This is a genomic window from Geodermatophilus sp. SYSU D00691, assembly GCF_054050275.1.
Map to the genome: position 1 here is coordinate 41848 of NZ_JBJGYZ010000016.1, position 26709 is coordinate 68556.

Genomic DNA, 26709 nt, shown 5'->3' on the forward strand with positions numbered 1-26709 from the left:
GTCGTCCCCGGTCGGGGGAGTCGGGGCCGATCCGGGGCGGTGGGCTGGTTTGATGGCCTCCGTGCCTCTTCCCCGTGTCCTCTCCGGGATCCAGCCGACGGCGGGTTCGTTCCACCTGGGCAACTACCTGGGGGCGCTGCGCCAGTGGGTGAGCCTGCAGGAGACGACCGAGGCGTTCTACTGCGTCGTCGACCTGCACGCCATCACGCTGCCGCAGGACCCCGCGGAGCTGCGCCGCAACACCCTGGTCTCCGCCGCGCAGCTGCTGGCGCTCGGCGTCGACCCCGACCGCAGCACGCTGTTCGTGCAGAGCCACGTCCCGGAGCACGTGCAGCTGGCCTGGGTGCTGGAGTGCCTGACCGGCTTCGGCGAGGCCAGCCGGATGACGCAGTTCAAGGACAAGAGCCAGCGGGAGGGCACCGCCGGCGCGTCGGTGGGCCTCTTCACCTACCCGGTGCTGCAGGCCGCCGACATCCTCGTCTACCAGGCCGACCAGGTGCCGGTCGGTGAGGACCAGCGCCAGCACCTCGAGCTGACCCGCGACCTGGCCACCCGCTTCAACAGCCGCTTCGGGCAGACCTTCACGCTGCCCAGCCCCTACATCCCGCCGGGCGCGGCGAAGATCCTCGACCTGCAGCAGCCGGACAAGAAGATGAGCAAGAGCCTGCCGCCGGCCGGCTGCGTCTTCCTGCTCGACGACGCCAAGGTGACGGCGAAGAAGATCCGCTCGGCGGTGACCGACACCGGCCGCGAGGTCGTCTACGACCCCGAGAACAAGGCCGGGGTCAGCAACCTGCTGACCATCCACAGCGCTCTGTCCGGGACGCCGGTCGCCGCGCTCGAGGAGCACTTCGCCGGCAGCGGCTACGGCGACCTCAAGAAGGAGCTCGCCGAGGTCGTCACCGAGGCGCTGGAGCCGGTCCGCCGCCGCACCCAGGAGCTGCTCGACGACCCGGCGGAGCTGGAGAAGGTGCTCACGGCCGGGGCCGCGCGCGCCCGCGAGGTGGCGTCGCAGACGGTGGCCGCGGCGTACGACGCGGTCGGCTTCCTGCCCCCGGCGGGTGCGCGGTGAACGACGACACCTTCGTCCCGCGCAGCCGCAGCACCCCGCCGCAGTCCGCCGTCCTCGGTGTGATCATCCGGATCCCCGAGCCCTGGGCGCAGCTGCTGGTCGACTGGCGGGCCAAGGTCGGCGACCCGCAGGCCGCCGTCGTCCCCCCGCACGTGACGTTGCTCCCGCCCACCCAGGTGTCGGCGGCCGAGCGGCTGACGATCAGCGCGCACCTCGCGCAGGTCGCCCGCTGCCACCCGCCGTTCGACATGCACCTGTCCGGGACCGGCACCTTCGCACCGGTCTCCGACGTCGTGTTCGTGGCGGTGGCCCGCGGCATCGGCAACTGCGAGCTGATCGCCAACGACGTGCGCAGCGGCCCGCTGGCCCGCTCGCTGGCGTTCCCGTACCACCCGCACGTGACCGTCGCCCACGACGTCCCCACCGACATGCTCGAGCTGGCCTACAGCGGCCTCGCCGACCTGTCGGCGGAGTTCCGGGTCACCTCGTTCACCGAGTTCGAGCAGACCCCGGACGGCGGCTGGACGGTCGCGCGCGAGTACGAGCTCACCGGCCCGCCCCGCTGAGGAAGGGCGCGCGTCCGGCGCGCGCAGGCCCCAGACTCTCCCGGGTGAGCCCCGACCCGCCCGAGCGCTCCCGGCGGCGCTCGCTGCGCGAGGTGGTCGCGGGCGTCCCCGGCGCGGCCGACGCCGCCATCACGCGGGTGCGCCGGCGCTGGGGCTGGTTCGACCACCTCGCCCGCGCGGGCGGCCGCTACCAGCGCACGCAGGGCGACCTCATGGCCGCCGGCGTCACCTACTTCGCCTTCCTCGGCCTGTTCCCGGTGCTGCTGCTGGTCGCCTCGATCGTCGGCCTGGTGCTCGCCGGGGACGCGGTGCTGCAGCAGGAGCTGTTCGACGCGATCCGCGAGACGGTGCCGGGGGAGACCGGCGAGGAGCTCGTCCGCCAGCTCCGCGGCGCCATCGACGCCGCCGGGTTCGTCGGCGTCCTCGGCCTGGTCGGCTTCCTGTACGCCGGGCTGCGGACGATGGACCAGCTGCGCCTCGGCATGGAGCGCATCTGGAAGGGGCGGGTCGACGCGCCGGAGTTCCTCCGCGACAACCTCCAGGACCTGGTCGCCCTGGTGGCCCTCGGTGCCGCCGGGCTGGTGAGCCTGGGCCTGACCGGCTTCGTCACCCAGGCCACCTCGAGGGTGCTCGGCTTCCTCGGCCTCGACGACGCCCCCGGCTACGGCGTGCTCACCTGGGTGCTCGGCCTGGCCCTGGCCATCGCCGGCGACACCGTCGTCTTCCTGTGGCTGCTGCGGGTGGTGCCGTCGATCAGCCACCCGCTGCGGCTGCTGCTGCCCGGGGCGCTGTTCGGGGCGCTCGGCTTCGAGGCGCTGAAGCTGATCGGCGGCTACTACCTCTCGCTGATCTCCACGAGCGTCACCGCCTCGGCGTTCGGCGGCGCGGTCGGCATCCTGGTGTGGATCAACGTCGTCGCCCGCTACGCCTTCTTCACCGCCGCGTGGACGGCGACGTCACCGGCGGTGCAGGCGGCCGCCGAGCCGGCGCCCGCCCCGGAGCAGCCGCCGGTCAGCGAGCAGGCGGCTCCGGCGGCTCCGGCGGCTCCAGTCGCTCCGGCTCCGGCGGGGGAGCGCCCTCCGCCGCCGCCGGCCCCGGTCCGGGTGGTGGGGGCGATCCTGAGCGCGGGGGCGCTGCTCGGGGTCGCCGGGTCGCGGCTGCTGCGCCGGCGCCCGCGCCGGTCCTCGCGCGCCGGCGGACGGTGACCGCCGTCCCCACCGCGACCACGGCGAGGACGGCCGCACCGGCGCCCAGCCACACCGGCGACGTCGACTCCTCGGCGGTCTCGGAGACCGGCGCGGCCGCGGTCGGCGTGACCGGTGCGGTCTCCGCGGGCGTGGTCGGGGCCGCCGTCCCCACCTCACCCGGCTCCACCAGCCGGCCGACGCCGTCGGTGCCCGCCGGGACGGAGAAGCCCCAGTCGAGCAGCAGCGCCGCCTGGGCGGCCTCGTGCACCGGACGGCGCTCGGTCTGCATGACGGTCACGACCAGCCGGCGGCCGCCCCGCTCGGCCGCGGCCACGAAGGTGTGCCGGGCGGCGTCGGTGAACCCGCTCTTGCCGCCCAGGCTGCCGGGGTAGCTGCCCAGCAGCGGGTTCTGGTTCTGGATCTGGAAGCCCGGCCGGTCCCCCACGGCGGGCATGTCGGCGGTCGGTGTGGTGAGCACCGCGGCGGTGACCGGGTCGGCCACCAGCTGCCGCAGCACCAGCGCGAGGTCGTAGGGGGACGACGTCTGGCCCGCCACGTCGAGCCCGGACGGCGTGCCCGCCACCGTGTCGTACGCGCCGAGCCGCTCCGCCGTCTCGTTCATCGCCGCGACGGTGACCGGGACGCCGCCGGCCGCCCGCGCGAGCGCGTTGGCCGCGTCGTTGCCCGACTGCAGCACCAGGCCCTTGAACAGCAGGTCGACCGTGTACTGCCCACCGGTGACGATGCCGACCCGGCTGCCCTCGATGTTCTCGTCCTCGGGCGTGCCCTCGACCACGCGGTCGGGCGGCAGCAGCGGGGCCAGCGTGAGCAGGGTCAGCGTCTTGAGGGTGCTCGCCGGGTAGTAGCGGCCGTGCGGGTCGCGGGCGGCCAGGACGTCGCCGGTGAGCGCGTCGGCGACCAGCCACCCGGCCGCGCCCACGCCGTCGGGCAGCGGCGGGGCGCCGTCGGCGACGACCACCCCGCGGGTGCCCAGCCGGTCCCCGCCCACGACGCTGCCGTCGGGCGCGCTGCCCCGCGGCGGCGGCCCCGCCGGGGGTGAGGTGGGCGTCGGCGCGGTGAGGTCGACGGTCGGGCGGGGGACGGGGTCGGTGCCCGGGGCGGCCGCGGCCCACGGCGTGCCCGAGAGCAGGAGCAGACCCGTGACCAGCGCCACGAGGGCCGGCCGCAGCCGTTCCACCGGGACCGTGCGCGCCATCCCCGAACGCTAACCCGCAGGTGGCCCGCGGCGGTTCCGCCCCGTCCGGGACCGGAACCCCTCAGCGCTTAACGATCGGGTCTCGGTCCGTCCGGAGGGCTCGGGGGCGGGCGCACCCGCAGCTAGCGTCCCCCCAGACGTGTCGCCCCCGGCCGCCGGTGTCCCGTGCCGGCGGCGCGGCGACGCGCGGACCACGCAAGTTGCAGGCGCCCCACCGACCGGGTCGGGGTGACCCGCCGAGAGAGGAGATCGTCTTGCGCCGAGCGCGGATGATGAAGGCCGCGGCGATGCTGCTGGCCGGCAGCATGGCCCTCGCGGCCTGTGCCAGCGACGAGAACGGTGGTGGCAGCGGGAGCGGCAGCACCGAGGCCGGCGACGGCGAACTGAGGATCGGACTGGCCTACGACGCCGTCGGGCGCGGAGACCGTTCGTTCAACGACGCCGCGTACGCCGGTGCCGAGGCCGCCATCGAGGAGTTCGGCGGTGAGTACCGCGAGGTCACGCCGAACGAGGACGGCTCCGACCGGGAGGAGCTGCTCGCCCAGCTGGCCGAGCAGGGCTACAACCCGGTGATCGCCGTGGGCTTCGCCTACGACGACATCATCGCCGAGGTCGCCGCGGACTTCCCGGACACCACGTTCGCCCAGGTCGACGGGTCCCACGAGCTGCCCGACGGCACCAGCAAGGGTGACAACGTGACCGGGCTCATCTTCGCTGCGGAGCAGGGGTCGTTCCTCGCCGGTGTCGCTGCCGCGCTGAAGACGACGACCGGCCAGATCGGCTTCGTCGGCGGCGTGGACGTCCCCCTGATCCAGACCTTCCAGGCCGGCTACGAGGCCGGGGCCCGGGCGGTCAAGCCGGACATCGTCATCAACAGCCAGTACATCTCTCCGGCGGGTGACCTCACCGGCTTCAACGACCCCGCCCGTGCCCGGATCCTGGCCGACGGAATGTACGGCGGCGGGGTGGACATCGTCTTCCAGGTCGCCGGTGGCTCCGGAACCGGTGTCTTCCAGGCCGCCGCCGCGGCGGGAGGGCGCGCGATCGGTGTCGACTCCGACCAGTACAACACCGTCGACGACCCGGCCCTGCAAGCGGTGATCATGACCTCGATGCTCAAGCGCGTCGACGTCGCCGTGCAGTCCTTCGCCGGCGACTTCCTCGACGGCAACGTCGAGGGCGGGACCGACGTCCTGTACGACCTGTCCAACGAGGGTGTCGGCCTGGCGACCACCGGCGGCTTCATCGACGACATCCAGACGCAGCTCGACGAGTACCAGCAGCAGATCATCGACGGCACGATCGAGGTGCCGACGACTCCGTGACCCGGCGGCGGGCACCCGCCCGCCGACTGCACGGCACACCCGGCGGCGGGTCCAGGAGCGCGAGCTCCCGGGCCCGCCGCCGTGGTCCGCGGGCCCGGCGCGAGGGCGCCCCGCGACCGCGGGCGGCCGCTGGGGGATCATGCCGCAGGACGGCTGGTGTCCCCGTGGCCGTCCGCGCCCGGCGACCGGTCGATCCCGTGCCGCCAGGACAGGCAGAGTGGACGTGTGCGCCGCGCGAACCGCGGCCGCGAGAGCGAGGAGAGCCGATGGCCACCACTGACCGCCCGGCCGGTGCCGGCTCCGGACCGTCAGGAGCGGGCTCACCGTCCGTGGGTACCCCGTACGCGGTCGAGCTCCGGGGCATCACCAAGCGCTTCCCCGGCGTGGTCGCGAACCGGGACATCGAGCTGCGGGTGCGGCGCGGTGAGGTGCACGCGATCGTCGGGGAGAACGGCGCCGGCAAGTCCACGCTGATGAAGATCCTCTACGGGATGCACCGCCCGGACGAGGGGCAGATCCTGCTCGACGGCCACGAGGTCCACTTCCGCAGTCCCGCCGATGCGATCGAGGCCGGGATCGGCATGGTCCACCAGCACTTCATGCTCGCGGACAACTTCACCGTGCTGGAGAACATCATCCTGGGCAGCGAGCCGACCCGCGCCGGCCGGCTGGACCGGGCCGAGGCGCGCCGGCGGATCGTCGAGCTGTCCGACCGGTACTCGCTCGATCTGGATCCCGACGACCTGGTCGAGGACCTCGGCGTCGGCGACCGGCAGCGCGTCGAGATCGCCAAGGTGCTGTTCCGCGGTGCCACCACGCTGATCCTCGACGAGCCGACCGCCGTGCTCGTGCCGCAGGAGGTCGACCAGCTGTTCGGCAACCTCGCAGAGCTCAAGCGCGAAGGCTTGACCGTCATCTTCATCTCCCACAAGCTCGACGAGGTGCGCCGGGTCGCCGACGCCATCACGGTGATCCGGCGGGGCACGACGGTCGGCATCGCCGACCCGCGGACGACGTCGGTCAAGCAGCTCGCCGAGATGATGGTCGGTTCGCAGCTGCCCACCCCCGAGACCCGGACGTCGACCGTGCGGGAGACCGTCGTGCTCCGGCTCACCGATGTCACGGTGGCCGCGGCGGGCGGGCGGCCCGTCGTCGACTCGGTCGACCTGACCGTGCGGGCCGGTGAGGTCGTCGGGATCGCCGGCGTCGAGGGCAACGGCCAGGCCGAGCTCGTCGACGCCATCTTGGGCCTGCGGCCGCTGGCCGGTGGCCGGATCGAGTTCTCCGGCGACGACATCACCGCGTGGAGCACGCGGGCCCGGCGGGAGGGCGGCATGGGGTTCATCCCCGAGGACCGGCACCGGCAGGGGTTGCTGCTCGACGCACCGCTCTGGGAGAACCGCATCCTCGGCCACCAGACCCGCCCACCGGCCGTCAAGGGCGTGTTCATCGACCGGCGCAGCGCCCGGTCGGACACCGAACGGATCATGGGCGAGTACGACGTCCGCGCCCCTGGACCCGACACGCTGGCCGTCGCCCTGTCCGGGGGGAACCAGCAGAAGTTGATCGTCGGACGGGAGATGAGCGCCCAGCCACGGCTGCTCGTGGCCGCACACCCCACCCGCGGGGTCGACGTCGGCGCGCAGGCGGTGATCTGGGAACTGCTCAAGGACGCCCGTGCCGAGGGGCTGGGCATCGTGCTCGTGTCGGCCGACCTCGATGAGCTGATCGGGCTCTCGGACACCCTCCACGTCATGCTCCGGGGCGCCCTCGTGGCCACGGTCGACCCCTCCACCGTCACCCCGGAGGAGCTGGGTGGCTACATGACGGGGGCGCGGACCGCCGCAGGTGCGGCATGACGGCGCTGCGTCGAGTCGGCCTGGCACTGCTGGGCCCCGTGCTGGCGGTGCTGGTCGCCCTGGTCATCTCGGCGATCGTGATCGCGCTCATCGGCGAGGACCCGTTCGCCGCCTTCCAGATCATGGTGGACCTGGGCGACTCGCCGTCCCAGCAGGTCCAGAGCATCGTCGTGATCATCAACCGGGCGGTCCCGCTCTTCCTCGCAGGCCTGGCCGTCTCGGTCGCCTTCCGGATGGGCTTGTTCAACATCGGGGTCGAGGGCCAGTACCGGCTGGCCACGGTCGTCGCCGCCGCGGTGGGCGCTGCGGTCGTGCTGCCGGCCCCGCTGCACGTCGCGCTGATCATCCTCGTCGGCGCCGTCGTCGGTGCCCTCTGGGCCGGCATCGTCGGCCTGCTCAAGGTCACCCGCGGTGTGAGCGAGGTGATCAGCTCGATCATGCTCAACTTCATCGCGCTGGGGACGGCGGCGTACCTGCTCACCGGCCCGCTGCGGGGCAGCGCGCCCGGCCAGTCGATCGTGACCACCCGCGAGATCCCGGAGTCGGGCTGGTTCCCGGGCCTCAACGGCGTGCTCACCGGGCTCGGCCTGGCCGAGCCGCGCAGCGAGCTGTTCGGGTTCCTCATCGTCGCGGTGGTCGTCGGCGTCGCGATCGCGGTGCTGCTCAAGCGCACCCGATTCGGCTACGACCTGCGCGCCACCGGCCTGTCACCGTCGGCCGCCACCGCGAGCGGCGTCGACACCCGGGCCATGGTCCTCAAGACGATGCTGCTGTCCGGGGGGATCGCCGGCCTCGTGGGGCTGCCCGAACTGCTCGGCGACAAGCACCAGTTCGACACCGAGTTCACCGCGGGCCTGGGCTTCCTCGGCATCGCGGTGGCGTTGCTCGGCCGCAACACCCCGGTGGGTATCGCCCTGGCGGCGCTGCTGTTCGGGTTCCTCGACCGGGCCGGGCTGCCGCTGCAGTTCGCCGACATCCCGTCCTCGGTCGTCACGATCATCCAGGGCACGATCGTGCTCGCCGTCGTCATCGCCAACTCGATCGCGCGGCGGCTGGCGCTGCGCTCGGCGGAGCGGGCGGGCGCGTCGGCACCCGGCCGGCCACCGGCCGGGGGAGGTGGCGGGGGCGGCACCCCCGGGGGAGAGGGGCCGGACGGCGGTGGCCGTGCCCGCTCGGGCGTGCCCGGTGACCCGGAAGGGGCGCAGGCATGAGCACCACCATGGGAGTTCCCGGTGTCCCCGAGACCGGGTCCGGCAGCGGGCCGCTCACCGGCCTGTCGGTTCGCGGTGGCCGACGCCGCCGGCTGCTCTGGATCGCGCTCGGCCTCGTCGTGCTGTTCTCGTTCGCACGGGTGATCTCCGGCGAGCGAGAGCTCACGTCGTCGGCGACGTTCGCCGCCGCGCTGCTGCTCGCCGTTCCGATCGGCCTGGCCGCCCTGGGCGGGTTGTTCTCCGAGCGCGCCGGCGTGGTCAACATCGGCCTCGAGGGCATGATGATCCTCGGCACCTGGGGCGCCGGCTGGGCCGGCTACCAGTGGGGCTGGGGTGCGGCCGTGGCCGCCGGCCTGGTGTTCGGTGCCGTCGGCGGGCTGCTGCACGCCATCGCCACCGTCACCTTCGGCGTCGACCACGTCGTCTCGGGTGTGGCGATCAACATCCTGGCCGCCGGCCTGGTGCGGTTCCTCTCGGAGCTGCTCTACACCGACAACCCGGCCGGCGGCGGCGCCGGTCAGTCGCCGCCGATGTCCAACCGGCCGCCGGACTTCTCGCTCCCCGTGCTCTCCTCCGGGCCGGACCTGCTGGGGGATGTGGAGCGGCAGGGCTGGTTCTTCGTGAGTGACCTGGCCGGCCTGCTCCGGGGGCTGACCAACGGGGTCGGCGTGCTCACCCTGCTCGCGGTGCTGCTGGTGCCGATCTCCTACCTCGTCCTCTGGCGCACCGCTTTCGGGCTGCGGCTGCGCTCCTGCGGCGAGAACCCAGCGGCCGCGGACTCCCTCGGCGTCCCGGTGTACCGGTTGAAGTACATCGGCGTGCTCATCTCCGGGGCGCTGGCCGGGCTCGGCGGTGTGTTCCTGGTCTTCGTGGCCAACATCTACCGCGAGGGCCAGACCGGTGGCCGCGGGTTCATCGGCCTCGCCGCGCTGATCTTCGGCAACTGGCGGCCCGGCGGACTCGCCGCGGGCGCCGGGCTCTTTGGCTACTCCGACGCGCTCCAGTTGCGCAGCAGCACGGCGGTGGTGGCGCTGCTCCTCGTCATCGCGGTGCTGCTGGCAGGGGTCGCCGTCCACCAGGCGGTCCGCCACCAGTCGCTCGCGGCCGTGCTCGCGGGCGTCTTCGCAGTCGGGGCCCTGGTCGGCTTCCTCAGCATCGAGGAGCTGCCCGAGGGCATCGTCTTCTTCACCCCGCACCTCATCACGCTGCTGGTGCTCTCGCTGGCGTCGCAACGGCTGCGCATGCCCAAGGCCGACGGCCTGGTCTACCGACGAGGGGAGTCCTAGGTGGTCGCACCCGACTGGGAGGCGCTCCGGGCCGCGGCCCGCGAGGCGATGACGCACGCGTACGCGCCGTACTCCAAGTTCCCCGTAGGGGTCGCCGGGCTGGTCGACGACGGCCGGGTGGTCACCGGCTGCAACGTCGAGAACGCCTCGTACGGGCTGGCGCTGTGCGCCGAGTGCGGCATGGTCAGCGACCTGGCCCGCACCGGCGGCGGCCGGCTGGTCGCCGTCGCCTGCGTGGGTGGCGACGGGCAGCCGCTGATGCCGTGCGGCCGCTGCCGGCAGCTGCTGTGGGAGCACGGCGGCGCCGACATGCTCATCGAGACCGTCTCGCTGGGCATCGTGCCGATGCGCGAGGTGCTGCCCGACGCGTTCGGGCCGGAGGACCTGGTCGCGGCCGCCGAGCGGGAGGGGCGGGCGTGAGCTTCGACGCCATCGACGTCATCCGGGCCAAGCGGGACGGCGTCGCGCTCACCGCCGACCAGATCCGCTGGGTGATCGGCGCCTACACCGACGGCGCCGTGCCCGACGAGCAGATGAGCGCGCTGCTCATGGCGGTGTTCTTCCGCGGCATGTCGCCCGACGAGCTCGCCGTCTGGACGCAGGCGATGATCGACTCCGGCGAGCGCAAGGACCTCTCGTCGCTCGGGTCGCCGACCGCCGACAAGCACTCCACGGGCGGCGTGGGCGACAAGATCACCCTGCCGCTGGCCCCGCTGGTGGCCGCCTGCGGGGTGGCGGTGCCGCAGCTGTCGGGCCGCGGGCTGGGGCACACCGGCGGCACGCTGGACAAGCTCGAGGCGATCCCGGGCTGGCGGGCCGACGTGCACGAGGAGGCCTACCTGCGCCAGTTGCGCGAGGTGGGTGCGGTGATCTGCGCGGCCGGCAACGACCTCGCCCCGGCCGACAAGAAGCTCTACGCGCTGCGCGACGTGACCGGCACCGTCGAGTCGATCCCGCTGATCGCCAGCTCGATCATGAGCAAGAAGATCGCCGAGGGCGCCGACGCGCTGGTGCTCGACGTCAAGACGGGGTCGGGCGCGTTCATGAAGGAGCCCGACCTGTCCCGCGAGCTGGCCCGCACGATGGTCGGGCTGGGCGAGGCGGCGGGCGTGCGCACGGTGGCGCTCGTGACGGCGATGGACCGGCCGCTCGGCCGCGCCGCCGGCAACGCCGTGGAGGTGGCCGAGTCGGTGGAGGTGCTGGCCGGGGGCGGGCCGGCCGACGTCGTCGAGCTGACCCTGGCGCTGGCCCGGGAGATGCTCGCCGGCGCCGGGCGGGACGACGTCGACCCCGCCGACGCGCTGGCCGACGGCCGGGCCATGGACGTGTGGCGGCGGATGATCGCCGCGCAGGGCGGCGACCCCGACGCCCCGCTGCCGCAGCCGGCGGAGAAGCACGTGGTCACCGCCCCGGCGACCGGCACGCTCACCCGGCTCGACGCGTACTCGCTGGGCGTGGCCGCCTGGCGGCTCGGCGCCGGGCGGGCGCGCAAGGAGGACCCGGTCTCGGCCGCCGCCGGCGTCACCTGGACGGCGTCCGTGGGGGAGCAGGTCACCGCCGGGCAGCCGCTGCTCGAGCTGCACACCGACGACCCCGGCCGCATCCCGCGGGCGCTGGAGGCGCTGGAGGGGGCGATCGGCGTCGACACCGGCGACGAGCCGCTGCCCCTGGTGATCGACCGCCTGACCCGCGCCGACATCTCCTAGGTCACAGGGGGAGACTGTGCTCCCGTGACCCGTTCCTCGACGGCCGCGGCGCCGGGTGCCGACGTCGGCGCGGTCGACCCGGCAGCGGCCATCTCGATCCGCGGTCTGGTGAAGCGCTACGGCGACTCCACCGCGGTCGACGGCCTCGACCTCGACATCCGCCGGGGCGAGATCTTCGCCCTGCTCGGCCCCAACGGCGCCGGCAAGACGACGACGGTGGAGATCTGCGAGGGCTACCGCGACCGGGACGGCGGCGAGGTCCGGGTGCTGGGGGAGGACCCGGCCCGGGGCGAGCGCGCCTGGAAGGCACGGCTGGGCATCGTGCTGCAGTCCGGCGCCGGTGACAGCGCGCTGACCTGCCGCGAGCTGCTGCGCGCCCAGGCGTCGTACTACGCCGATCCGCGCGACCCCGACGAGGTGCTCGAGCTGGTCGGGCTCACCGAGAAGGCCCGCTCGCGCGGCCGGTCGCTGTCCGGCGGGCAGCGGCGCCGGCTCGACGTCGCGCTCGGCATCGTCGGCCGGCCCACGCTGCTGTTCCTCGACGAGCCGACCACCGGTTTCGACCCGGAGGCCCGGCGGCAGTTCTGGTCGCTCATCCGCTCGCTGCGCGAGCTGGGCACCACCATCCTGCTCACCACGCACTACCTCGACGAGGCCGAGGCGCTGGCCGACCGGGTCGGCGTCATCGCCCGCGGCCGGCTGGTCGAGGTCGCCGTCCCGTCGACCCTGGGCGGGCGGGGGACGGCGCCGGCGGTGGTCAGCTGGACCGAGGACGGCGTCCGCCGCACGCAGGCCACCGGCGCCCCGACGGCGTTCGTGCGGCAGCTGGCCGAGCGCTTCCAGGGCGAGGTGCCCGACCTGGCGGTCGCCCGGCCCACGCTCGAGGACGTGTACCTGCGGATGATCGAGGGTCCCGAGCGAGGAGCGGGGCGAGCGGCCGAGCGGAGCGAGGGGGTGGCGCGGTGACGACGCTGGACAGGCCGCTGCCCTCGGTGGCCAGCGTCTGGCGCACCCGCGCCGGGGTGGAGCTCAAGGAGTTCTTCCGGCAGCGGGAGTCCGTCGTCTTCACGCTGGCCTTCCCGGTCATCCTGCTGCTGGTCTTCGGCGCCGTCCTCAACTACGACCTCGGCTCCGGCGTCGGCTTCGTGCAGTACTTCATGGCCGGGGTCATCGCGGCCGGCATCCTCGGCGCGGGCCTGCAGAACATGGCGATCAGCATCGCCACCGAGCGCTCCGACGGCACGCTCAAGGGGCTGGCCGGGACGCCGATGCCGAAGAGCGCGTACTTCGTCGGCAAGGTCGTGCAGGTGCTCGCCGTGACGGTGGCGATCATCGCGATCCTGCTGCTCGTCGGCACCGTCTTCTACGACGTGCCGCTGCCCAGCGGGTCGCGGTGGTTCACCTTCGTCTGGGTCGCGCTGCTCGGCTCGGCGGCCTGCACGCTGCTCGGCATCGCCGTCTCGAGCCTGGCCAAGAACGGCCGCTCGGCGTCGGCGACGGTCACCCCGATCGCGCTGGTCCTGCAGTTCATCTCCGGCGTCTTCTTCCTGTTCAGCCAGGTGCCCACCTGGCTGCAGACGGTCGCCGCGTTCTTCCCGCTCAAGTGGATGGCGCAGGGGCTGCGTTCGGTCTTCCTGCCCGACGGGCTGGCCGCGCAGGAGCCGGCCGGCTCGTGGGAGCTGGGCCGGGTGGCGCTGGTGCTCGCCGTCTGGTGCGTCGCCGGGCTGGCGCTGTGCGTGCTGACCTTCCGCTGGCAGGAGCGCGGGGCTCGCTAGCGCGTCGGTGGCGGCACCGGGGGAGACGGCCGGCCGGTCCGGGGCGCTGCCTCGGGGCTCGTCCGGGGCGGCGGGGCGCTGCCCGTCGTCGGGTCGTGGCCCGCGACCGTCTCCCGCTGACGTTCTGCGGGTGGCCCGCCCACCGGCTCGTCGGCCTGTCCCATCTGCAGCGGCTGGCCGAAGCCGATCCAGAGGAGCGCCGCCGCGCCGACGAGGATGCTGGCGGAGGTCAACGCTGCCGCATCGTCGCCCAGGACGGCCAGGAGGGGCGATCCGGGCAGTGCCAGGAACCATGCGGCGGCTGCCAGGGTGGCGCTGAGCATCTCCGGCCACGGCCACCGCGCGGAGGCGCGGAGTTCGGCGCCTCTCCGCTGGCCCTCGAGGACGCGCCTGTGCAGCCGGTACTTCCGCCGGTAGACCACGACGACGGCGGTCGGTGTGAGCAGGACCGCGGCCGCGAGCGCGGCCCAGCGGTAGGGCAGGTACGAGCGCGGCGCGGTCTGGATGATCGTGGCGAGGGCTCCGCCGGTGATCGTGGTGTACAGCACCAGGACCTCGGTCGGTATCGCGCTGACGACGGTGTCCCCGACGCGTTCCTGGTCCCGGCCGGGGGAGTCGGAGGGGACGATCTGCCCCTTGGGAGTCGCGTCGCGCTTCATGGCCAGGTCTGTGACGCTGCGGATGCTCATCGCACCAGCTCCGTCCGTGCGGCGGATGGGTCCAGGAGTAGCGCATCGGCAGCCCGGTCGGCAGGGGCCCTGTTCTCCACGGGGCGGGACGTGCTGCACTGGCCGAGGAGCGGTGCAGCGGGACGCGACGGTCCGCAACCGCGCGTCAGGGCCGGATGACGGGGACGGCGGAGCCGCCTCGGTACCGTCCGGTGGTGCCCTCCCCGTTGAACGCCGACACCCTGCGCCGCGCGCCCAAGGTCCTGCTGCACGACCACCTGGACGGCGGGCTGCGGCCGCAGACGGTGCTCGAGCTGGCCGACGAGCTCGGCTACCGCGACCTCCCCGCGGACGACGCCGACGCGCTCGGGGTGTGGTTCCGGGAGGCCGCCGACTCCGGTTCGCTGGTGCGCTACCTGGAGACGTTCGCGCACACGGTCGGCGTGATGCAGCGGCCCGAGGCGGTGCAGCGGGTCGCCCGGGAGTGCGCGCTCGACCTCGCCGCGGACGGCGTCGTGCACGCCGAGGTGCGCATGGCGCCCGAGCTGCTGACGCCGGCCATGGCGATCGAGGAGGCCGTCGAGGCGATGCTCGACGGCTACGCGGCCGGCATGAAGGAGGCCGCCGCGGCCGGCACCCCGATCACCGTGGGCACGCTGCTGTGCGCCATGCGGCAGGACGACCGGTGGGAGGAGGTGGCCGGTCTCGTCGTCCGCTACCGCGACGCCGGCGTCGTCGGCTTCGACCTGGCCGGACCCGAGGACGGCTTCCCGCCCGACCGCATCCCGGCGGCGATCGCGCTGCTCGACCGCGCCGGCGCGCACCGCACCATCCACGCCGGCGAGGCGGCCGGCATCGCGTCGATCCGGGCCGCGCTCGACGGTGCTCGGGCCGAGCGGCTCGGCCACGGCGTCCGGATCGCCGACGAGGTGTCCGCCGACGGCGCGCTCGGGCCGGTGGCGCGGCGCGTGCGGGACCAGCAGGTGCCGCTGGAGGTGGCGCCGTCGTCCAACGTGCAGACCGGCGCCTACCCGTCGCTGGCGGAGCACCCGGTCGACCGGCTGCACCGGCTCGGCTTCGCCGTCACCCTCAACACCGACAACCGGCTGATGAGCGGGGTGTCGGTCAGCAGCGAGCTCACCGACGTCGCGACGACGTTCGGCTGGACCTGGGACGACGTGCAGACGGTGACCGAGCGGGCGGTGGCGGCGTCCTTCGCGTCCCCGGCCGAGAAGGCGCGGCTGCTCGAGGACGTCGTCCGACCGGGCTACGCGGCGCTGCGAGCCTGATCACGCGGGGAATGGCCGCCCTCTTCGCGCTGCTAACGTAGGTGCACCGGCACTCGCCGGTCATCCTCCGGACGGTCCGTCCGGCATGAGCGCATCCGTGCAGATCCGGCGTCATCGACGACGCCCGCGATCGCCAGTGAGGACGCCGGAACGCCGGCGGCCGCCTATCGCCACGGGACGCGCCCGAGAACATCGGAGTCCCACCCGCATGACCTCGTTCGACACCGTCGACGCCCCCATCGAGAACACCACCCCCACGTTCGCCGAGCTCGGCCTGCCCGCGCAGCTGGTCGCCGCTCTCGGGGAGCGGGGGATCACCACCCCCTTCGCCATCCAGGCCTCCGCGCTGCCGGACGCCCTCGCCGGCCGCGACGTGCTCGGCAAGGCGGCCACCGGCTCGGGCAAGACGCTCGCCTTCGGCCTGCCGATGCTGGCCCGGCTCGGCGCCGACGTCCGCCGCGGGCCGCGCACCCCGCGCGGCCTGGTCCTGGTGCCGACGCGCGAGCTCGCGCAGCAGGTCAGCGACGTGCTGATGCCGCTCGGCCGGGCGCTGGGCGTCTACGTCACCACCGTCTACGGCGGCGCCCCGATGCACCGCCAGATCCAGCAGCTGCGCCGCGGGGTCGACGTCCTCATCGCCACCCCGGGCCGGCTGCTCGACCTCATGCGCCAGGGCGAGGCCGACCTGTCCGACGTGTCGGTGACCGTCCTGGACGAGGCCGACTTCATGGCCGACCTCGGCTTCCTGCCCGACGTCACCGACCTGCTCGACGCCACCGACCCCGGCGCCCAGCGGATGCTCTTCTCGGCCACCCTCGACGGCGAGGTCGACACCCTCGTCCGCCGGTACCTCAAGGACCCGGCGCGGCACGAGGTCGTCCGCCCCGGCGACGCCGCCCCGCCCGCCGAGCACCTCGCCTACAGCCTGGCCTTCCGCGACAAGCTCGCGGTGGCCCAGGAGCTGGCCGCCCGCCCGGGCCGGACGATCGTCTTCGTCCGCACCCAGCTCGGCGCCGACCGGCTGGCCGAGAACCTGCAGGCCGCCGGCATCGGTGCGCAGGCGATCCACGGCGGTCTGCCGCAGGGCGCCCGCCGCCGCGCACTCGAGGCGTTCACCGACGCCCGCTCGCCGGTGCTCGTCGCCACCGACGTCGCCGCCCGCGGCATCCACGTGGACGACGTCTCGCTGGTGCTGCACTACGACCCGCCGGCCGACGCGAAGACCTACCAGCACCGCTCGGGCCGCACCGCCCGCGCCGGCGCCAGCGGCGTCGTCGTGTCCCTGCTGCTGCCCGACCAGGTGGGCCAGGCCAAGCGGCGGTTCCGCCAGGTGAAGGTCGACCCGGCCATCACCCGGATCCGGCCGGGCGACGAGGCGATCAACGAGCTCGTCGCCTCCGGGGTCCCGGTGGAGCCGGTCGAGCGGCCGGTGCGTGAGCACCGTCCCCGCAGCGGTGGGCCGCGCGGCCCGCGTGGTCCGCGCCGCGAGGGCGACCGGCCGCGTCGTCCCTACGGCGACCGCGGCGAGCGCAGCTCCCGGGACGGCGACCGCGGTCCCAGCCGCTACCGCGGCCAGGGCCGGCGGCCGAACGACCGCCCCGCCCGCTCCGGCGCGTGACCTGCTGAGAACGCAGAAGGCGCGATCCCTGCCCGCAGGGATCGCGCCTTTCGCGTTTCCTAGTCCCGCCAGACGAGGACGGCGGTCACCGCGCCGACGACCTCGTCCCAGTCCCGCCTGATCGCCGCGGCGTCCTCGGCCGGCAGCGTGGCGCCGGGGTCCCGCTGCCCGCGGGCCACCGCGCGGCCCAGCGCCGCGGACGGCGCCAGCAGCTCGTCGACCCGCGTCAGCCCCGCGTACTCGGCGATGTCGCGCACGCCCTCGACCGGCTGGGCGAAGGCCCGGTGGTCGACCAGCCCGGCGGCGCCGTCGGCGACCTCGGTGAGCACCTCGGTGAGCTCCGTGAGGTCGTAGCGGTCCTGCTCGGCCGGCAGCGGCACGGTGTCGGTGTCGGCCACCTCGGGCCACGACGCGATCTCGGTGAGGTCGTGCTCCTCGGTGCTGGTGGAGAGGAACTTCGACAAGGCGGTCGGGGTGTCGAACAGCCAGATCTCGCCGTCGCGGCCGAGGAACCGGGCCACGTCCTCGACGTAGCAGCGCAGGGTCACACCGGCCGCGCCGGGGATGACCACCTCGACCGGCAGGATGCCGACGGCCTCCCAGAACTCCTGCGCCGCGGCGACCGCGGCGGGGGAGGCGGTGATCCGGCTGCCGCCGCGGATCGTGCTCACGCCCGCTGCGGATGCGGCCTCGCCCGCGTCCTCGTCGGCGGCGTCCTCCCCGAGTTCCTCGGGCTCGACGTCGGCGTCCTCCTCGGCCTCCGAGGCGGCCGGGTAGTCCTCGAGGGTGGCGGTGCCGCCGCCGGTCCAGTCCAGGTGCTCGGAGAGCTCCTCGACGACGTCCTCCCACAGCTCGTCCAGCGCGCCGCCGACGCCGACCCAGGCGTCCTCGCCCGAGCGCCCGACGAACGCCTCGACGCCCAGCCCCAGCGAGCCGACCTCGGGCCGGCCGACCAGCTCGGCGACCGCCTCGAACTGGCTCTCCTCGTCGTCCTCGTCCTCGTCGCCCTCGTCGTCACCGGTGGTGTCGAGGCACTCGGCGAGGCGGCCGACGATGTCGATCGTCGCGGCCAGCTCCTCCACCGCCCAGCGGTCGGGGTTCTCCGCGGCGATGTCGTAGACGCCGTCGAGGTCGTAGCGGTGGTCGTCGTCGGGCACCAGGTCGCCGGCACCCAGCCCCACGATCACCGGCCAGACCGGGTGGTCGGCGAGGTCGTGGTCGGTGCGCGTGCGGCAGAACTCCGCCAGCGCCGTGGTGCTCGGGAAGAGGTGCACCGTGGCCGTGCCGCTCTCGGTCGTGCCGAGGAACGCCTGCCACTCCTCGCCGTCCTCCTCCCACGGCGGCGCCCACAGGGTGTACCCGGTGCGGTCGTCGAGGGTGAGTGCGATGGGGACGATGCTCGGCCTGGCCACGGACCCATCCTGCCGAACGCGGCGGGATCGCGCGTAAGGCCCCGTCCAGGGCCCCGCCCTGAGCGTGCGAAGGGCGGGGAGGACGGGGTCCTTTCTCAGACCCCCATCGGGTGCCAGACGGTTTTCGTCTCCAGGAACGCCGTCATGCGGGACAGGCCGGGGTCGGCGGTCCAGTCCGGCTCGGTCACCGGCGGCCGCAGCACCCGCTTGATCGTGCCGGCGGCCTCGCGCTCGAGCTCCAGCGCCCGGTCGGGCGGGGCCCCGGTCAGGTCGACGGCGTCGACGTCGGCGTGCTCGGCCAGCCACGGGCCGATCTCGGCGGCGTCGCCGGTCAGGATGTTCACCACGCCCGCGGGGACGTCGCTGGTGGCCAGCACCTCGCCGAGGGTGACGGCGGGCAGCGGCCGCTCCTTCGAGGTGACCACGACGGCGGTGTTGCCGCCGGCCAGCACCGGCGCCAGCACGCTGACCAGGCCGAGCAGCGACGACTGCTGCGGGGCCAGGACGGCGACGACCCCGGTCGGCTCGGGCAGGCTGAAGTCGAAGTACGGGCCGGCGACCGGATTGGCGCCGCCGAGCACCGAGGCCAGCTTGTCGGTCCAGCCGGCGTACCAGACCCAGCGGTCGATGGCGGCGTCGACGGCGGCGCGCGCCCGGGACGCCGACAGGCCCTCGCCGGCGGCGACCTCCTCGCAGAACTGGACGTGCCGGCCCTCCATCACCTCGGCCACTCGGTAGAGCACCTGGCCGCGGTTGTAGGCGGTGGCGCCGGACCACTTCGGGAAGCCGGCGCGGGCGGCGACGACGGCGTCCCGGGCGTCCTTGCGGCTGGCCCAGGAGGCGTTGGCGAGGAAGTGGCCCCTGGCGTCGGTGACCTCGTAGCTGCGGCCGGACTCCGAGCGCGGGAACGCCCCGTTGACGTAGAGCTTGTAGGTCTTGCGGACGGCGAGGCGCTCGCTCACTGACCGGCCCCCTTCAGGTACGCGGCCAGCCCGTGCCGGCCGCCCTCGCGGCCGTAGCCGGACTGCTTGTAGCCGCCGAAGGGCGACGTCGGGTCGAACTTGTTGAACGTGTTGGCCCAGACGACGCCGGCGCGCAGCTGGTCGGCGATCTTGAGGATCCGCGAGCCCTTCTCGGTCCAGATGCCGGCCGAGAGCCCGTAGGTGGTGTTGTTCGCCTTGGCCACCGCCTCGTCGGGCGTGCGGAAGGTGAGCACCGACAGCACCGGTCCGAAGATCTCGTCGCGGGCGATCCGGTGGGCGGGGGAGACGTCGGTGAACACGGTCGGTGGGAACCAGTAGCCGCGCTCGGGGAGCTCGCACGCCGGCTGCCAGCGGTTGGCCCCCTCGGCGACGCCGATCTCCGACAGCTCGCGGATGCGGGCCAGCTGCTCGGCGGAGTTGATCGCGCCGATGTCGGTGTTCTTGTCCAGCGGGTCGCCGACGCGCAGCGTGCCGATCCGCCGCTGCAGGCTCGCGATCACCTCGTCGTGGATCGACTCCTGCACCAGCAGCCGGCTGCCGGCGCAGCACACGTGGCCCTGGTTGAAGAAGATGCCCTGCACGATGCCCTCGACCGCCTGGTCGATCGGGGCGTCGTCGAACACGATGTTGGCCGCCTTGCCGCCGAGCTCGAGGGTGAGCTTCTTGCGGGTGCCGGCGACCGCGCGGGCGATGGAGCGGCCCACCTCGGTCGAGCCGGTGAAGGCGACCTTGTCGACGTCCTGGTGCTCCACGACGGCGCGCCCGGTCTCGCCGGCCCCGGTCACGATGTTGACCACGCCGGGCGGCAGGTCGGCCTGCCGGCAGACCTCGGCGAACAGCAGCGCGGAGAGCGGGGTGGTCTCGGCGGGCTTGAGGACGACGGTGTTGCCGGTGGCCAGCGCCGGGGCGATCTTCCACGCGAGCATGAGCAGCGGGAAGTTCCACGGGATGACCTGGCCGGCCACGCCGAGCGGCTGCGGCGCCGGCCCGAGGCCCGCGTAGCCGAGCTTGTCGGCCCAGCCCGCGTGGTAGAAGAAGTGCGCCGCGGCCAGGGGGACGTCGACGTCCCGCGACTCCTTGATCGGCTTGCCGTTGTCGAGCGACTCGAGGACGGCGAACTCGCGGGCGCGCTCCTGCAGCAGCCGGGCGATGCGGAAGAGGTACTTGCCGCGGTCGGCCGGGCGCATGGGGCCCCACACCTTGGTGAACGCCCGCCGGGCGGCCTTCACCGCACGGTCGACGTCGGCCTCGGTGCCGCTGGCGATCTCGGAGAGGACCTCCTCGGTCGCGGGGTTGACGGTCTTGAACGGCTCGCCGCCGCCGTCGACGAACTCGCCGTCGACGAACAGCCCGTAGGACGGCGCGATGTCGACGATGGAGCGGGACTCGGGGGCGGGGGCGTACTCGAAGACGCTGGTCATCTGGGTCTCAGTCCACGCTGACGTAGTCGGGGCCGGAGTAGTGGCCGGTGCGCAGCTTCTGCCGCTGCAGGAGCAGGTCGTTGAGCAGGCTGGAGGCGCCGAAGCGGAACCAGTCGGGGGTGAGCCAGTCGGCGCCGGCGACCTCGTTGACCATCACCAGGTGCTTGACGGCGTCCTTCGTCGTCCGGATGCCGCCGGCGGGCTTGACGCCGATCTGCCGGCCGGTGGCGGCGCGGAAGTCGCGCACGGCCTCGAGCATCACCAGGCAGACCGGCAGGGTGGCGGCGGGGGAGACCTTGCCGGTCGAGGTCTTGATGAAGTCCCCGCCGGCGAGCATCGCCAGCCAGCTGGCGCGGCGGACGTTGTCGAGCGTGACCAGCTCGCCGGTCTCGAGGATGACCTTGAGGTGCGCGTCGCCGCAGGCCTCCTTGACCGCCACGATCTCCTCGTAGACGTCGCGGTAGCGGCCGGCGAGGAAGGCGCCCCGGTCGATGACCATGTCGATCTCGTCGGCGCCGTTGGCCACCGCGTCCTTCACGTCGGCGAGCTTGACCGCGCGGCTGGCACGGCCGCTCGGGAAGGCCGTGGCGACGGCGGCGACGTGGATGCCGGTGCCTTCCAGGGCCTCCTTCGCCACGCCGGCGAGGTCGCCGTAGACGCACACGGCGGCGACCCGCGGGGCGGTGAGGTCGGTGGGGTCGGGACGGCGCGCCTTGGCGGCCAGGCTGCGGACCTTGCCCGGGGTGTCGGCGCCCTCGAGGGTGGTGAGGTCGACCATCGAGATGGCGGTGTCGATGGCCCACGCCTTGGCGGTGGTCTTGATCGAGCGGGTGCCGAGCTGGGCGGCCCGGGCCTCCGCGCCGACCTGGTCGACGCCGGGCAGCCCGTGCAGGAAGGTGCGGAACGCCGAGTCGGACCGGGTGACGTCGTCGTACGGCGGCAGCGGCCCGGCGATCGGCCGGGCGTACGCCGACGGCGCGTCGGGCTCGAGCACGTGGGTCATGCCGATCATTGTCCCCTGCTCGGTGGACGCGCCACGACGCCGCTCACCCGGCAGGAGCAGGCCGACGACAGGAGAGCCCGTGCGCGAGGAGTTCGCGACCTTCTCGGTCGAGCGACTCGGCCGGGACCTGCGCGCTGACGGCGCCGAGAGCGAGGTGGCGCCCGATGGCGCGCTCCTGCTGCACGGGTGGGACGACGACGCGTGGGAGCCGCCGATCCGGCGGGCGGTCACCGACGACGGGTCGCGCGAGTTTCCCCGTTCACGGACGCCCCTCCTGCTCGAGCGGCGTACCAACTCCTGCACGTGAACCCGGACGAGGCGCTGGATCGCGACGGGATGGGCGTCCGGCCGGTGCGTGTACCCGGTGCCTTTCCGGACGGCGACCCTGACGAGAGCGCCCAGCTGATGAGCCCCCAGCAGTACCGCGCGCGGTTCGGCGCCGAGCCGCGGACCGACGACCTGGGAGAGCCACCTGTCAACGCCTCTCGCCCTTCTGTGGACAGGCAGCTGAGCTGGGATTCAGGAGGCAGCAGAGCTGACTCGGCGGTAGACTTCGAACACGTGATCGAGCGGGTGGGAGGTGTTCCGGTGGACGAGATGACGTCGGCGCTGGACGCGCTCGCCGCTGAGGACCTGCACGGGCGCGGGTCGGCGCTGCTCGACGACACCCGGGAGCTGCTCGCGGTCCGGAACCGGTTGGACGCCGAGATCGCCCGGCGGGTGCGGGCCGCGGAGAACGCCCAGGCGTTCGAGCGCGACGGGCACAAGTCGGCGCAGGCCTGGCTGCGCGGGCACGGCCGGCTGGCCAGGGCCGCCGCCTCGCAGGTGGTGCGCAACGGCCGCGCGCTGGAGCTGCTGCCCGCGGTGGCGGCGGCGCACGCGGCCGGGGCGCTGACCGGCGACCAGGTGGCGGTGATCGGGCAGCTCACCCAGCCCCGTCACCTGCGGCTGATCGCCGAGGCCGACGGCGACCTGGCCGGCATCGCCCAGCAGCTGGTGACCTTCGCGCTCGGCCACGCGCACGCCGAGCTCGACGACCTGGTGCACGCCTTCCTCGAGCGGCTCGACACCGACGGGCCCGAACCCGACCCCACCGAGCAGCGGTCGCTGACCTTCACCCGGCGGGCCGACGGGCGGCTGTTCTTCCGCGGCGAGCTGGACGCGGTCGGCGGGGAGAGGTTCCAGGCCGCCATCGCCGCCCTCGAGCAGGCCCACCGGCCGGCCGGCGATGAGCGGAGCCTGGCGCGGCGGCAGGCCGACGCCGCGGTGCAGCTGGCCGACCTCCACCTCGGCTGCGGCACGCTGCCGCTGCTGCGCACGGTCAAGCCGCAGGTCGCGGTCACCGTCGACCTCGCCGACCTGCTCGACCCGGCGACCGGCCGGGGCGCCGCCCGCACCGGCTTCGGCGCGGTCCTCTCCGCGGCGCGGGCCCGGTGGGCGGCCTGCGACGCCGACCTCACCCGGATCGTGCTCGGCCCCCACGGCGAGCCGCTCGACCTGGGCCGCACCCGGCGCCTGGTCACCCCGGCGCTGCGCAAGGCGGTGATCGCCCGCGACACGACGTGTGTGTTCGCCGGCTGCGACGCCCCGCACCACTGGTGCGAGGTCCACCACCTGCTGGCCTGGGCGCTCGGCGGCGAGACGTCGCTGGAGAACTCCGGGCTGCTCTGCGAACGGCACCACACCCAGGTCCACCACGGCTTCCGCATCCACCGCGACGACGCCGGCCGGTGGCACACCTACCGCCCCGACGGCACCGAGATCCTGGTGATCCGGCCACCCGCCGACGACCCCCACCTCGCCCGCGCCGGCTGAGCCTCCCGGTCACCGGATGTGCCAGCGTGGGCGCATGGCGACCGCGCGGCACCCGCTGCTGACCTGGACCACGGTCGTCCCGCTCCTGTCGCTGGTCGTCCTCGGGGTCACCTGGGGCCGGTCGCTGCCGGTCGCCGTCGAGCTGCTCGTCGCGGTGTTCCTGATCGGCGCCGTGCTGTCCGCCGTGCACCACGCGGAGGTGGTCGCCCACCGGGTGGGGGAGCCGTTCGGGTCGCTGGTCCTCGCCGTGGCGGTGACCGTCATCGAGGTCGCCCTGATCGTCACGCTGATGATCTCCGGCGGCGACGACGCCGCCTCGCTGGCGCGGGACACCGTGTTCGCGGCGGTGATGATCACGTGCAACGGCATCGTCGGTCTGGCGGTGCTGCTCGGCGCGCTGAAGCACGGCGTGGTCGAGTTCAACGCCGAGGGCACCGGCGCCGCGCTCGCGACGGTCACCACCCTGGCCGTGCTGAGCCTCGTCCTGCCGACCTTCACCATCGGCCGCGAGGGCCCGCAGTTCTCGCCCGCCCAGCTCGCCTTCGCCGCGGTGGCCTCCCTGATCCTCTACGCCGCCTTCGTGCTCACCCAGACCGTGCGGCACCGCGACTTCTTCCTCCCCGTCCCCCGCGAGGGCGCCCCGGCGGTCGACCAGCACGCCGAGCCGCCCACCGCCCGGGCCGCGCTCACCAGCCTGGGGCTGCTGCTCGTCGCGCTCGTCGCGGTGGTGGGACTGGCCAAGGTGGAGTCGCCCGCCATCGAGGACGCCGTCGCCGCGGTCGGCTACCCCCAGTCCTTCGTCGGCGTCGTCATCGCGCTGCTCGTCCTGCTGCCCGAGACCCTCGCCGCCGCCCGCGCCGCCCGTCGCGACCGGCTGCAGATCAGCCTGAACCTGGCCTTCGGCTCCGCCATGGCCAGCATCGGGCTCACCATCCCGGCGATCGCGGTCGCCTCCATCTGGCTGGACGGGCCGCTGCTGCTCGGGCTCGGCGCGACGCAGACCGTGCTGCTCGCCGTCACGGTCGTCGTCGGGGTGCTCACCGTCGTCCCCGGCCGGGCGACCCGGCTGCAGGGCGTCGTCCACCTCGTCCTCCTGGCGGCCTTCGTCTTCCTGGCCGTCAACCCGTGACATCGCAGGCCGCTACGGTGGCGCCCGTGCAGCTGACCGTCGTGGACCACCCGCTCGCCCGGGCCCGGCTCTCCCGCATGCGGGACGAGCGCACCGACAACGCCAACTTCCGGGCCGCGCTGCGCGACCTCACCCAGATGCTGGTCTACGAGGCCACCCGCGACCTCGAGCTGCGCGAGGAGCCGATCCGCACCCCGGTCACCGAGACCGTCGGTTACCAGCTGGCCGCGCCGCCGCTGATCGTGCCGGTCCTGCGCGCGGGCCTCGGCATGGCCGACACCGCGCACCGCATGCTGCCCGAGTCGCAGATGGGCTTCGTCGGGCTCGCCCGCAACGAGCTCACCTTCCAGCCCGAGGCGTACATGGCCTCGCTGCCGGAGTCGCTGGTCGGCCGGCACGTCTTCGTCCTCGACCCGATGCTCGCCACCGGCGGCTCGCTGGTGCACTGCTGCGGCCTGCTCACCGACCGCGGCGCCCCCGCGATCACCGTGCTGTGCGCGCTGGCCGCACCCGAGGGCCTGCGCCGGCTCGAGGAGAGCGGCCTGCCGCTGCGCGTCTTCACCGCCAGCGTCGACGAGGGCCTCAACGACAAGGCCTACATCGTCCCGGGTCTCGGCGACGCCGGCGACCGCCAGTTCGGCGCGGTCTGACCATGCGGTTCGGCGTCCTCGGCACCGGCTTCTGGGCCGGGGAGATCCACGCGGCCAGCCTGGCCGAGCACCCAGACGCCGAGCTGGCCGGCGTCTGGGGCCGCGACCTGGCCAAGGCCGAGGCGCTCGGTGCGCGCTTCGAGGTCCCCGGCTACGACGACCTCGACGCCCTCCTCGCCGAGGTCGACGCCGTCTCCTTCTCCCTGCCTCCCGAGGTGCAGGTCCCGCTGGCCGTCCGCGCCGCCGAGGCCGGCAAGCACCTGCTGCTGGAGAAGCCGATCGCGCTCACCGTCGAGGACGCCGACCGGCTGGTCGCCGCTGTCCGGGCCAACGGCGTGGCGTCGGTCGTGTTCTTCACCTTCCGCTTCCAGGCCGGGACGGCGACCTGGCTCACCCAGGCGGCCCGCACCCGGCTCATGGGCGGGGCCGGCAGCTGGCTGGGCAACAACTACCAGCCCGACAGCCCCTTCAAGGACTCCGCCTGGCGCAAGGAGAAGGGCGCGCTCTGGGACATCGGCCCGCACGCCCTCTCGCTGTTCCTCCCCGCGCTCGGCCCGGTGGCCGCCGTCCAGACGGGCGCCGGCCTCGGCGACACCGTCCACCTGGTGCTGCACCACGAGTCCGGCGCCGCCAGCACCGTCACGCTGTCGCACACGGTGGCGCCCATGTCGAGCGGCATCGAGTTCTTCGTGCACGGCGACGCCGGCCGGATCACCCTGCTGCCCGAGGACCGGGCCGCCCGCGCCGCGCACACCGTCGCCGTCGAGGAGCTCACCCAGGCCGCGGTCACCGGCGGGGCGCACCCCTGCGACGTCGCGTTCGGCCGCGAGGTCGTCGTCGTCCTCGCCGCCGCCCAGCGCGCGCTGGAGTCCGGCTGCCGCGAGCCCGTTCCAAGCTGAGCCACCACCGGCGCGCAAGCGCGGTACAAGCAGCCGCGGCGAACCTCTCTCCCGACGAGGACGAGCCCCCGGCAGGGGGCGGACGACGGGAGAAGCACATGAACGGCAACTGGTACGTGCGGCGCGGGCGGATCGGCCGCAAGGTCTACTGGCTCCACTACGCGCTGCCGGTCTGGGTGGCCTACGTCGCCGCGGCGTGGGCCGACATCAGCCTCGACCTCGCCTGGTACACCACGGGCAGCTACGCCACCTACGACTACTACTACGGCTACTCGTACGGCTACTCGGCCGGCGCGGAGGCCATGTTCTACGGCGGCCCGATCACCCTGATCACCTCGCTGGCGCTGCTGGCGCCGTCGATCAGCGCCGCCGTGGCCCGGTGCCACGACCGCGGGAAGTCGGGCTGGTTCCTGCTGTGGGGTCTCGTGCCCATCGCCGGCGCGATCGTCCTGCTCGTGCAACTCGGTTTCCTGCGCGGCGACTCCGGCCCCAACCAGTACGGCCCGCCCGAGGTCACCGGCTTCAGCTCCGCGCCGCCGGCCCCGGCCCCGCTGGTGCGCTGACGCCCGCCAGCGCGGCGACCTCCCGGGGGTCGGGGACGACGACCTGCTCGTCCCCG

General features: G+C 74.1%; 24 protein-coding genes and 1 pseudogene. 19 read left to right on the plus strand and 6 right to left on the minus strand.

Features of this window, described 5'->3' with window-relative positions:
• The first annotated feature begins 52 nt into the window (after positions 1-52).
• The 3 genes and pseudogenes from trpS to ACI797_RS13525 form a co-directional block, all read left to right on the plus strand.
• Positions 53-1072: a tryptophan--tRNA ligase gene (gene trpS, locus ACI797_RS13515; RefSeq protein WP_456859162.1), complete on the plus strand. Its 1020-nt coding sequence runs from the start codon at positions 53-55 to the stop codon at positions 1070-1072.
• On the plus strand, positions 1069-1638 hold the full coding sequence (locus ACI797_RS13520; protein WP_456859164.1) for a 2'-5' RNA ligase family protein: 570 nt from the start codon (positions 1069-1071) through the stop codon (positions 1636-1638). The genes trpS and ACI797_RS13520 overlap by 4 nt, the downstream gene beginning before the upstream one ends.
• A 212-nt stretch (positions 1639-1850) precedes the next feature.
• A pseudogene (locus tag ACI797_RS13525) lies at positions 1851-2534 on the plus strand (YihY/virulence factor BrkB family protein); the annotation flags it as partial.
• 115 nt (positions 2535-2649) lie between these two features.
• Here ACI797_RS13525 and ACI797_RS13530 read toward each other — a convergent pair.
• Positions 2650-4041 (minus strand): D-alanyl-D-alanine carboxypeptidase family protein, encoded by a 1392-nt coding sequence (locus ACI797_RS13530; protein WP_456859166.1) that lies wholly within the window; start codon positions 4039-4041, stop codon positions 2650-2652.
• Positions 4042-4295: 254 nt separating this feature from the next.
• On the opposite strand from ACI797_RS13530, the gene ACI797_RS13535 reads away from it, so the two are divergent.
• The 8 genes from ACI797_RS13535 to ACI797_RS13570 all read left to right on the plus strand — a co-directional run bounded on the left by ACI797_RS13535 (position 4296) and on the right by ACI797_RS13570 (position 13203).
• Complete coding sequence (locus ACI797_RS13535) at positions 4296-5366, plus strand: BMP family lipoprotein (RefSeq protein WP_456859167.1); 1071 nt, start codon at positions 4296-4298, stop codon at positions 5364-5366.
• A gap of 329 nt (positions 5367-5695) precedes the next feature.
• The gene (locus ACI797_RS13540; protein ID WP_456859168.1) at positions 5696-7225 is read left to right on the plus strand and encodes an ABC transporter ATP-binding protein; all 1530 of its coding nucleotides are present in this window, start codon (positions 5696-5698) and stop codon (positions 7223-7225) included.
• Positions 7222-8436, plus strand: a complete 1215-nt coding sequence (locus ACI797_RS13545) for an ABC transporter permease (RefSeq protein ID WP_456859169.1) — start codon at positions 7222-7224, stop codon at positions 8434-8436. Before ACI797_RS13540 ends, ACI797_RS13545 begins: the two co-directional genes overlap by 4 nt.
• Positions 8433-9722, plus strand: a complete 1290-nt coding sequence (locus tag ACI797_RS13550) for an ABC transporter permease (RefSeq protein WP_456859172.1) — start codon at positions 8433-8435, stop codon at positions 9720-9722. Before ACI797_RS13545 ends, ACI797_RS13550 begins: the two co-directional genes overlap by 4 nt.
• Positions 9723-10142 (plus strand): cytidine deaminase, encoded by a 420-nt coding sequence (locus ACI797_RS13555; protein ID WP_456859173.1) that lies wholly within the window; start codon positions 9723-9725, stop codon positions 10140-10142.
• Positions 10139-11428, plus strand: coding sequence for a thymidine phosphorylase (locus ACI797_RS13560; RefSeq protein ID WP_456859174.1), 1290 nt, complete (start codon positions 10139-10141; stop codon positions 11426-11428). The genes ACI797_RS13555 and ACI797_RS13560 overlap by 4 nt, the downstream gene beginning before the upstream one ends.
• A 24-nt stretch (positions 11429-11452) precedes the next feature.
• The gene (locus ACI797_RS13565; protein WP_456859175.1) at positions 11453-12394 is read left to right on the plus strand and encodes an ABC transporter ATP-binding protein; all 942 of its coding nucleotides are present in this window, start codon (positions 11453-11455) and stop codon (positions 12392-12394) included.
• On the plus strand, positions 12391-13203 hold the full coding sequence (locus tag ACI797_RS13570; protein WP_456859176.1) for an ABC transporter permease: 813 nt from the start codon (positions 12391-12393) through the stop codon (positions 13201-13203). Before ACI797_RS13565 ends, ACI797_RS13570 begins: the two co-directional genes overlap by 4 nt.
• Here ACI797_RS13570 and ACI797_RS13575 read toward each other — a convergent pair.
• On the minus strand, positions 13200-13892 hold the full coding sequence (locus ACI797_RS13575) for a hypothetical protein (RefSeq protein ID WP_456859178.1): 693 nt from the start codon (positions 13890-13892) through the stop codon (positions 13200-13202). The two genes, ACI797_RS13570 and ACI797_RS13575, sit on opposite strands and share 4 nt — an antisense overlap.
• A 194-nt stretch (positions 13893-14086) precedes the next feature.
• Between ACI797_RS13575 and ACI797_RS13580 the strand changes: the two genes are divergently transcribed.
• Both ACI797_RS13580 and ACI797_RS13585 read left to right on the plus strand, forming a co-directional pair.
• Complete coding sequence (locus ACI797_RS13580; protein ID WP_456859179.1) at positions 14087-15160, plus strand: adenosine deaminase; 1074 nt, start codon at positions 14087-14089, stop codon at positions 15158-15160.
• Positions 15161-15368: 208 nt separating this feature from the next.
• Positions 15369-16778, plus strand: a complete 1410-nt coding sequence (locus ACI797_RS13585) for a DEAD/DEAH box helicase (RefSeq protein ID WP_456859181.1) — start codon at positions 15369-15371, stop codon at positions 16776-16778.
• A 59-nt stretch (positions 16779-16837) separates the two neighbouring features.
• On the opposite strand, the gene ACI797_RS13590 is transcribed toward ACI797_RS13585, so the two are convergent.
• The 4 genes from ACI797_RS13590 to deoC all read right to left on the minus strand — a co-directional run bounded on the left by ACI797_RS13590 (position 16838) and on the right by deoC (position 21597).
• On the minus strand, positions 16838-18190 hold the full coding sequence (locus tag ACI797_RS13590; protein WP_456859182.1) for a hypothetical protein: 1353 nt from the start codon (positions 18188-18190) through the stop codon (positions 16838-16840).
• A 95-nt stretch (positions 18191-18285) separates the two neighbouring features.
• Positions 18286-19152, minus strand: coding sequence for an aldehyde dehydrogenase family protein (locus ACI797_RS13595; protein WP_456859183.1), 867 nt, complete (start codon positions 19150-19152; stop codon positions 18286-18288).
• Entirely contained in the window at positions 19149-20594 is a 1446-nt protein-coding gene (locus tag ACI797_RS13600; protein WP_456859184.1) for an aldehyde dehydrogenase family protein, read from the minus strand. Before ACI797_RS13600 ends, ACI797_RS13595 begins: the two co-directional genes overlap by 4 nt.
• A gap of 7 nt (positions 20595-20601) precedes the next feature.
• The gene (gene deoC / locus ACI797_RS13605; protein WP_456859185.1) at positions 20602-21597 is read right to left on the minus strand and encodes a deoxyribose-phosphate aldolase; all 996 of its coding nucleotides are present in this window, start codon (positions 21595-21597) and stop codon (positions 20602-20604) included.
• 79 nt (positions 21598-21676) lie between these two features.
• Here deoC and ACI797_RS13610 point away from each other — a divergent pair, with 79 nt between their 5' ends.
• The 6 genes from ACI797_RS13610 (at position 21677) to ACI797_RS13635 (ending at position 26653) form a co-directional block, all read left to right on the plus strand.
• The gene (locus ACI797_RS13610) at positions 21677-21904 is read left to right on the plus strand and encodes a hypothetical protein (RefSeq protein WP_456859186.1); all 228 of its coding nucleotides are present in this window, start codon (positions 21677-21679) and stop codon (positions 21902-21904) included.
• Between the two features lie 290 nt (positions 21905-22194).
• Positions 22195-23412 (plus strand): DUF222 domain-containing protein, encoded by a 1218-nt coding sequence (locus ACI797_RS13615; RefSeq protein ID WP_456859227.1) that lies wholly within the window; start codon positions 22195-22197, stop codon positions 23410-23412.
• Positions 23413-23446: 34 nt separating this feature from the next.
• Positions 23447-24541: a calcium:proton antiporter gene (locus tag ACI797_RS13620; RefSeq protein WP_456859187.1), complete on the plus strand. Its 1095-nt coding sequence runs from the start codon at positions 23447-23449 to the stop codon at positions 24539-24541.
• Between the two features lie 26 nt (positions 24542-24567).
• Positions 24568-25191 (plus strand): uracil phosphoribosyltransferase, encoded by a 624-nt coding sequence (gene upp, locus ACI797_RS13625; protein WP_456859188.1) that lies wholly within the window; start codon positions 24568-24570, stop codon positions 25189-25191.
• A gap of 2 nt (positions 25192-25193) precedes the next feature.
• The gene (locus ACI797_RS13630; protein ID WP_456859189.1) at positions 25194-26090 is read left to right on the plus strand and encodes a Gfo/Idh/MocA family protein; all 897 of its coding nucleotides are present in this window, start codon (positions 25194-25196) and stop codon (positions 26088-26090) included.
• A gap of 98 nt (positions 26091-26188) precedes the next feature.
• On the plus strand, positions 26189-26653 hold the full coding sequence (locus ACI797_RS13635) for a DUF805 domain-containing protein (protein ID WP_456859190.1): 465 nt from the start codon (positions 26189-26191) through the stop codon (positions 26651-26653).
• Positions 26654-26709 lie beyond the last annotated feature (56 nt).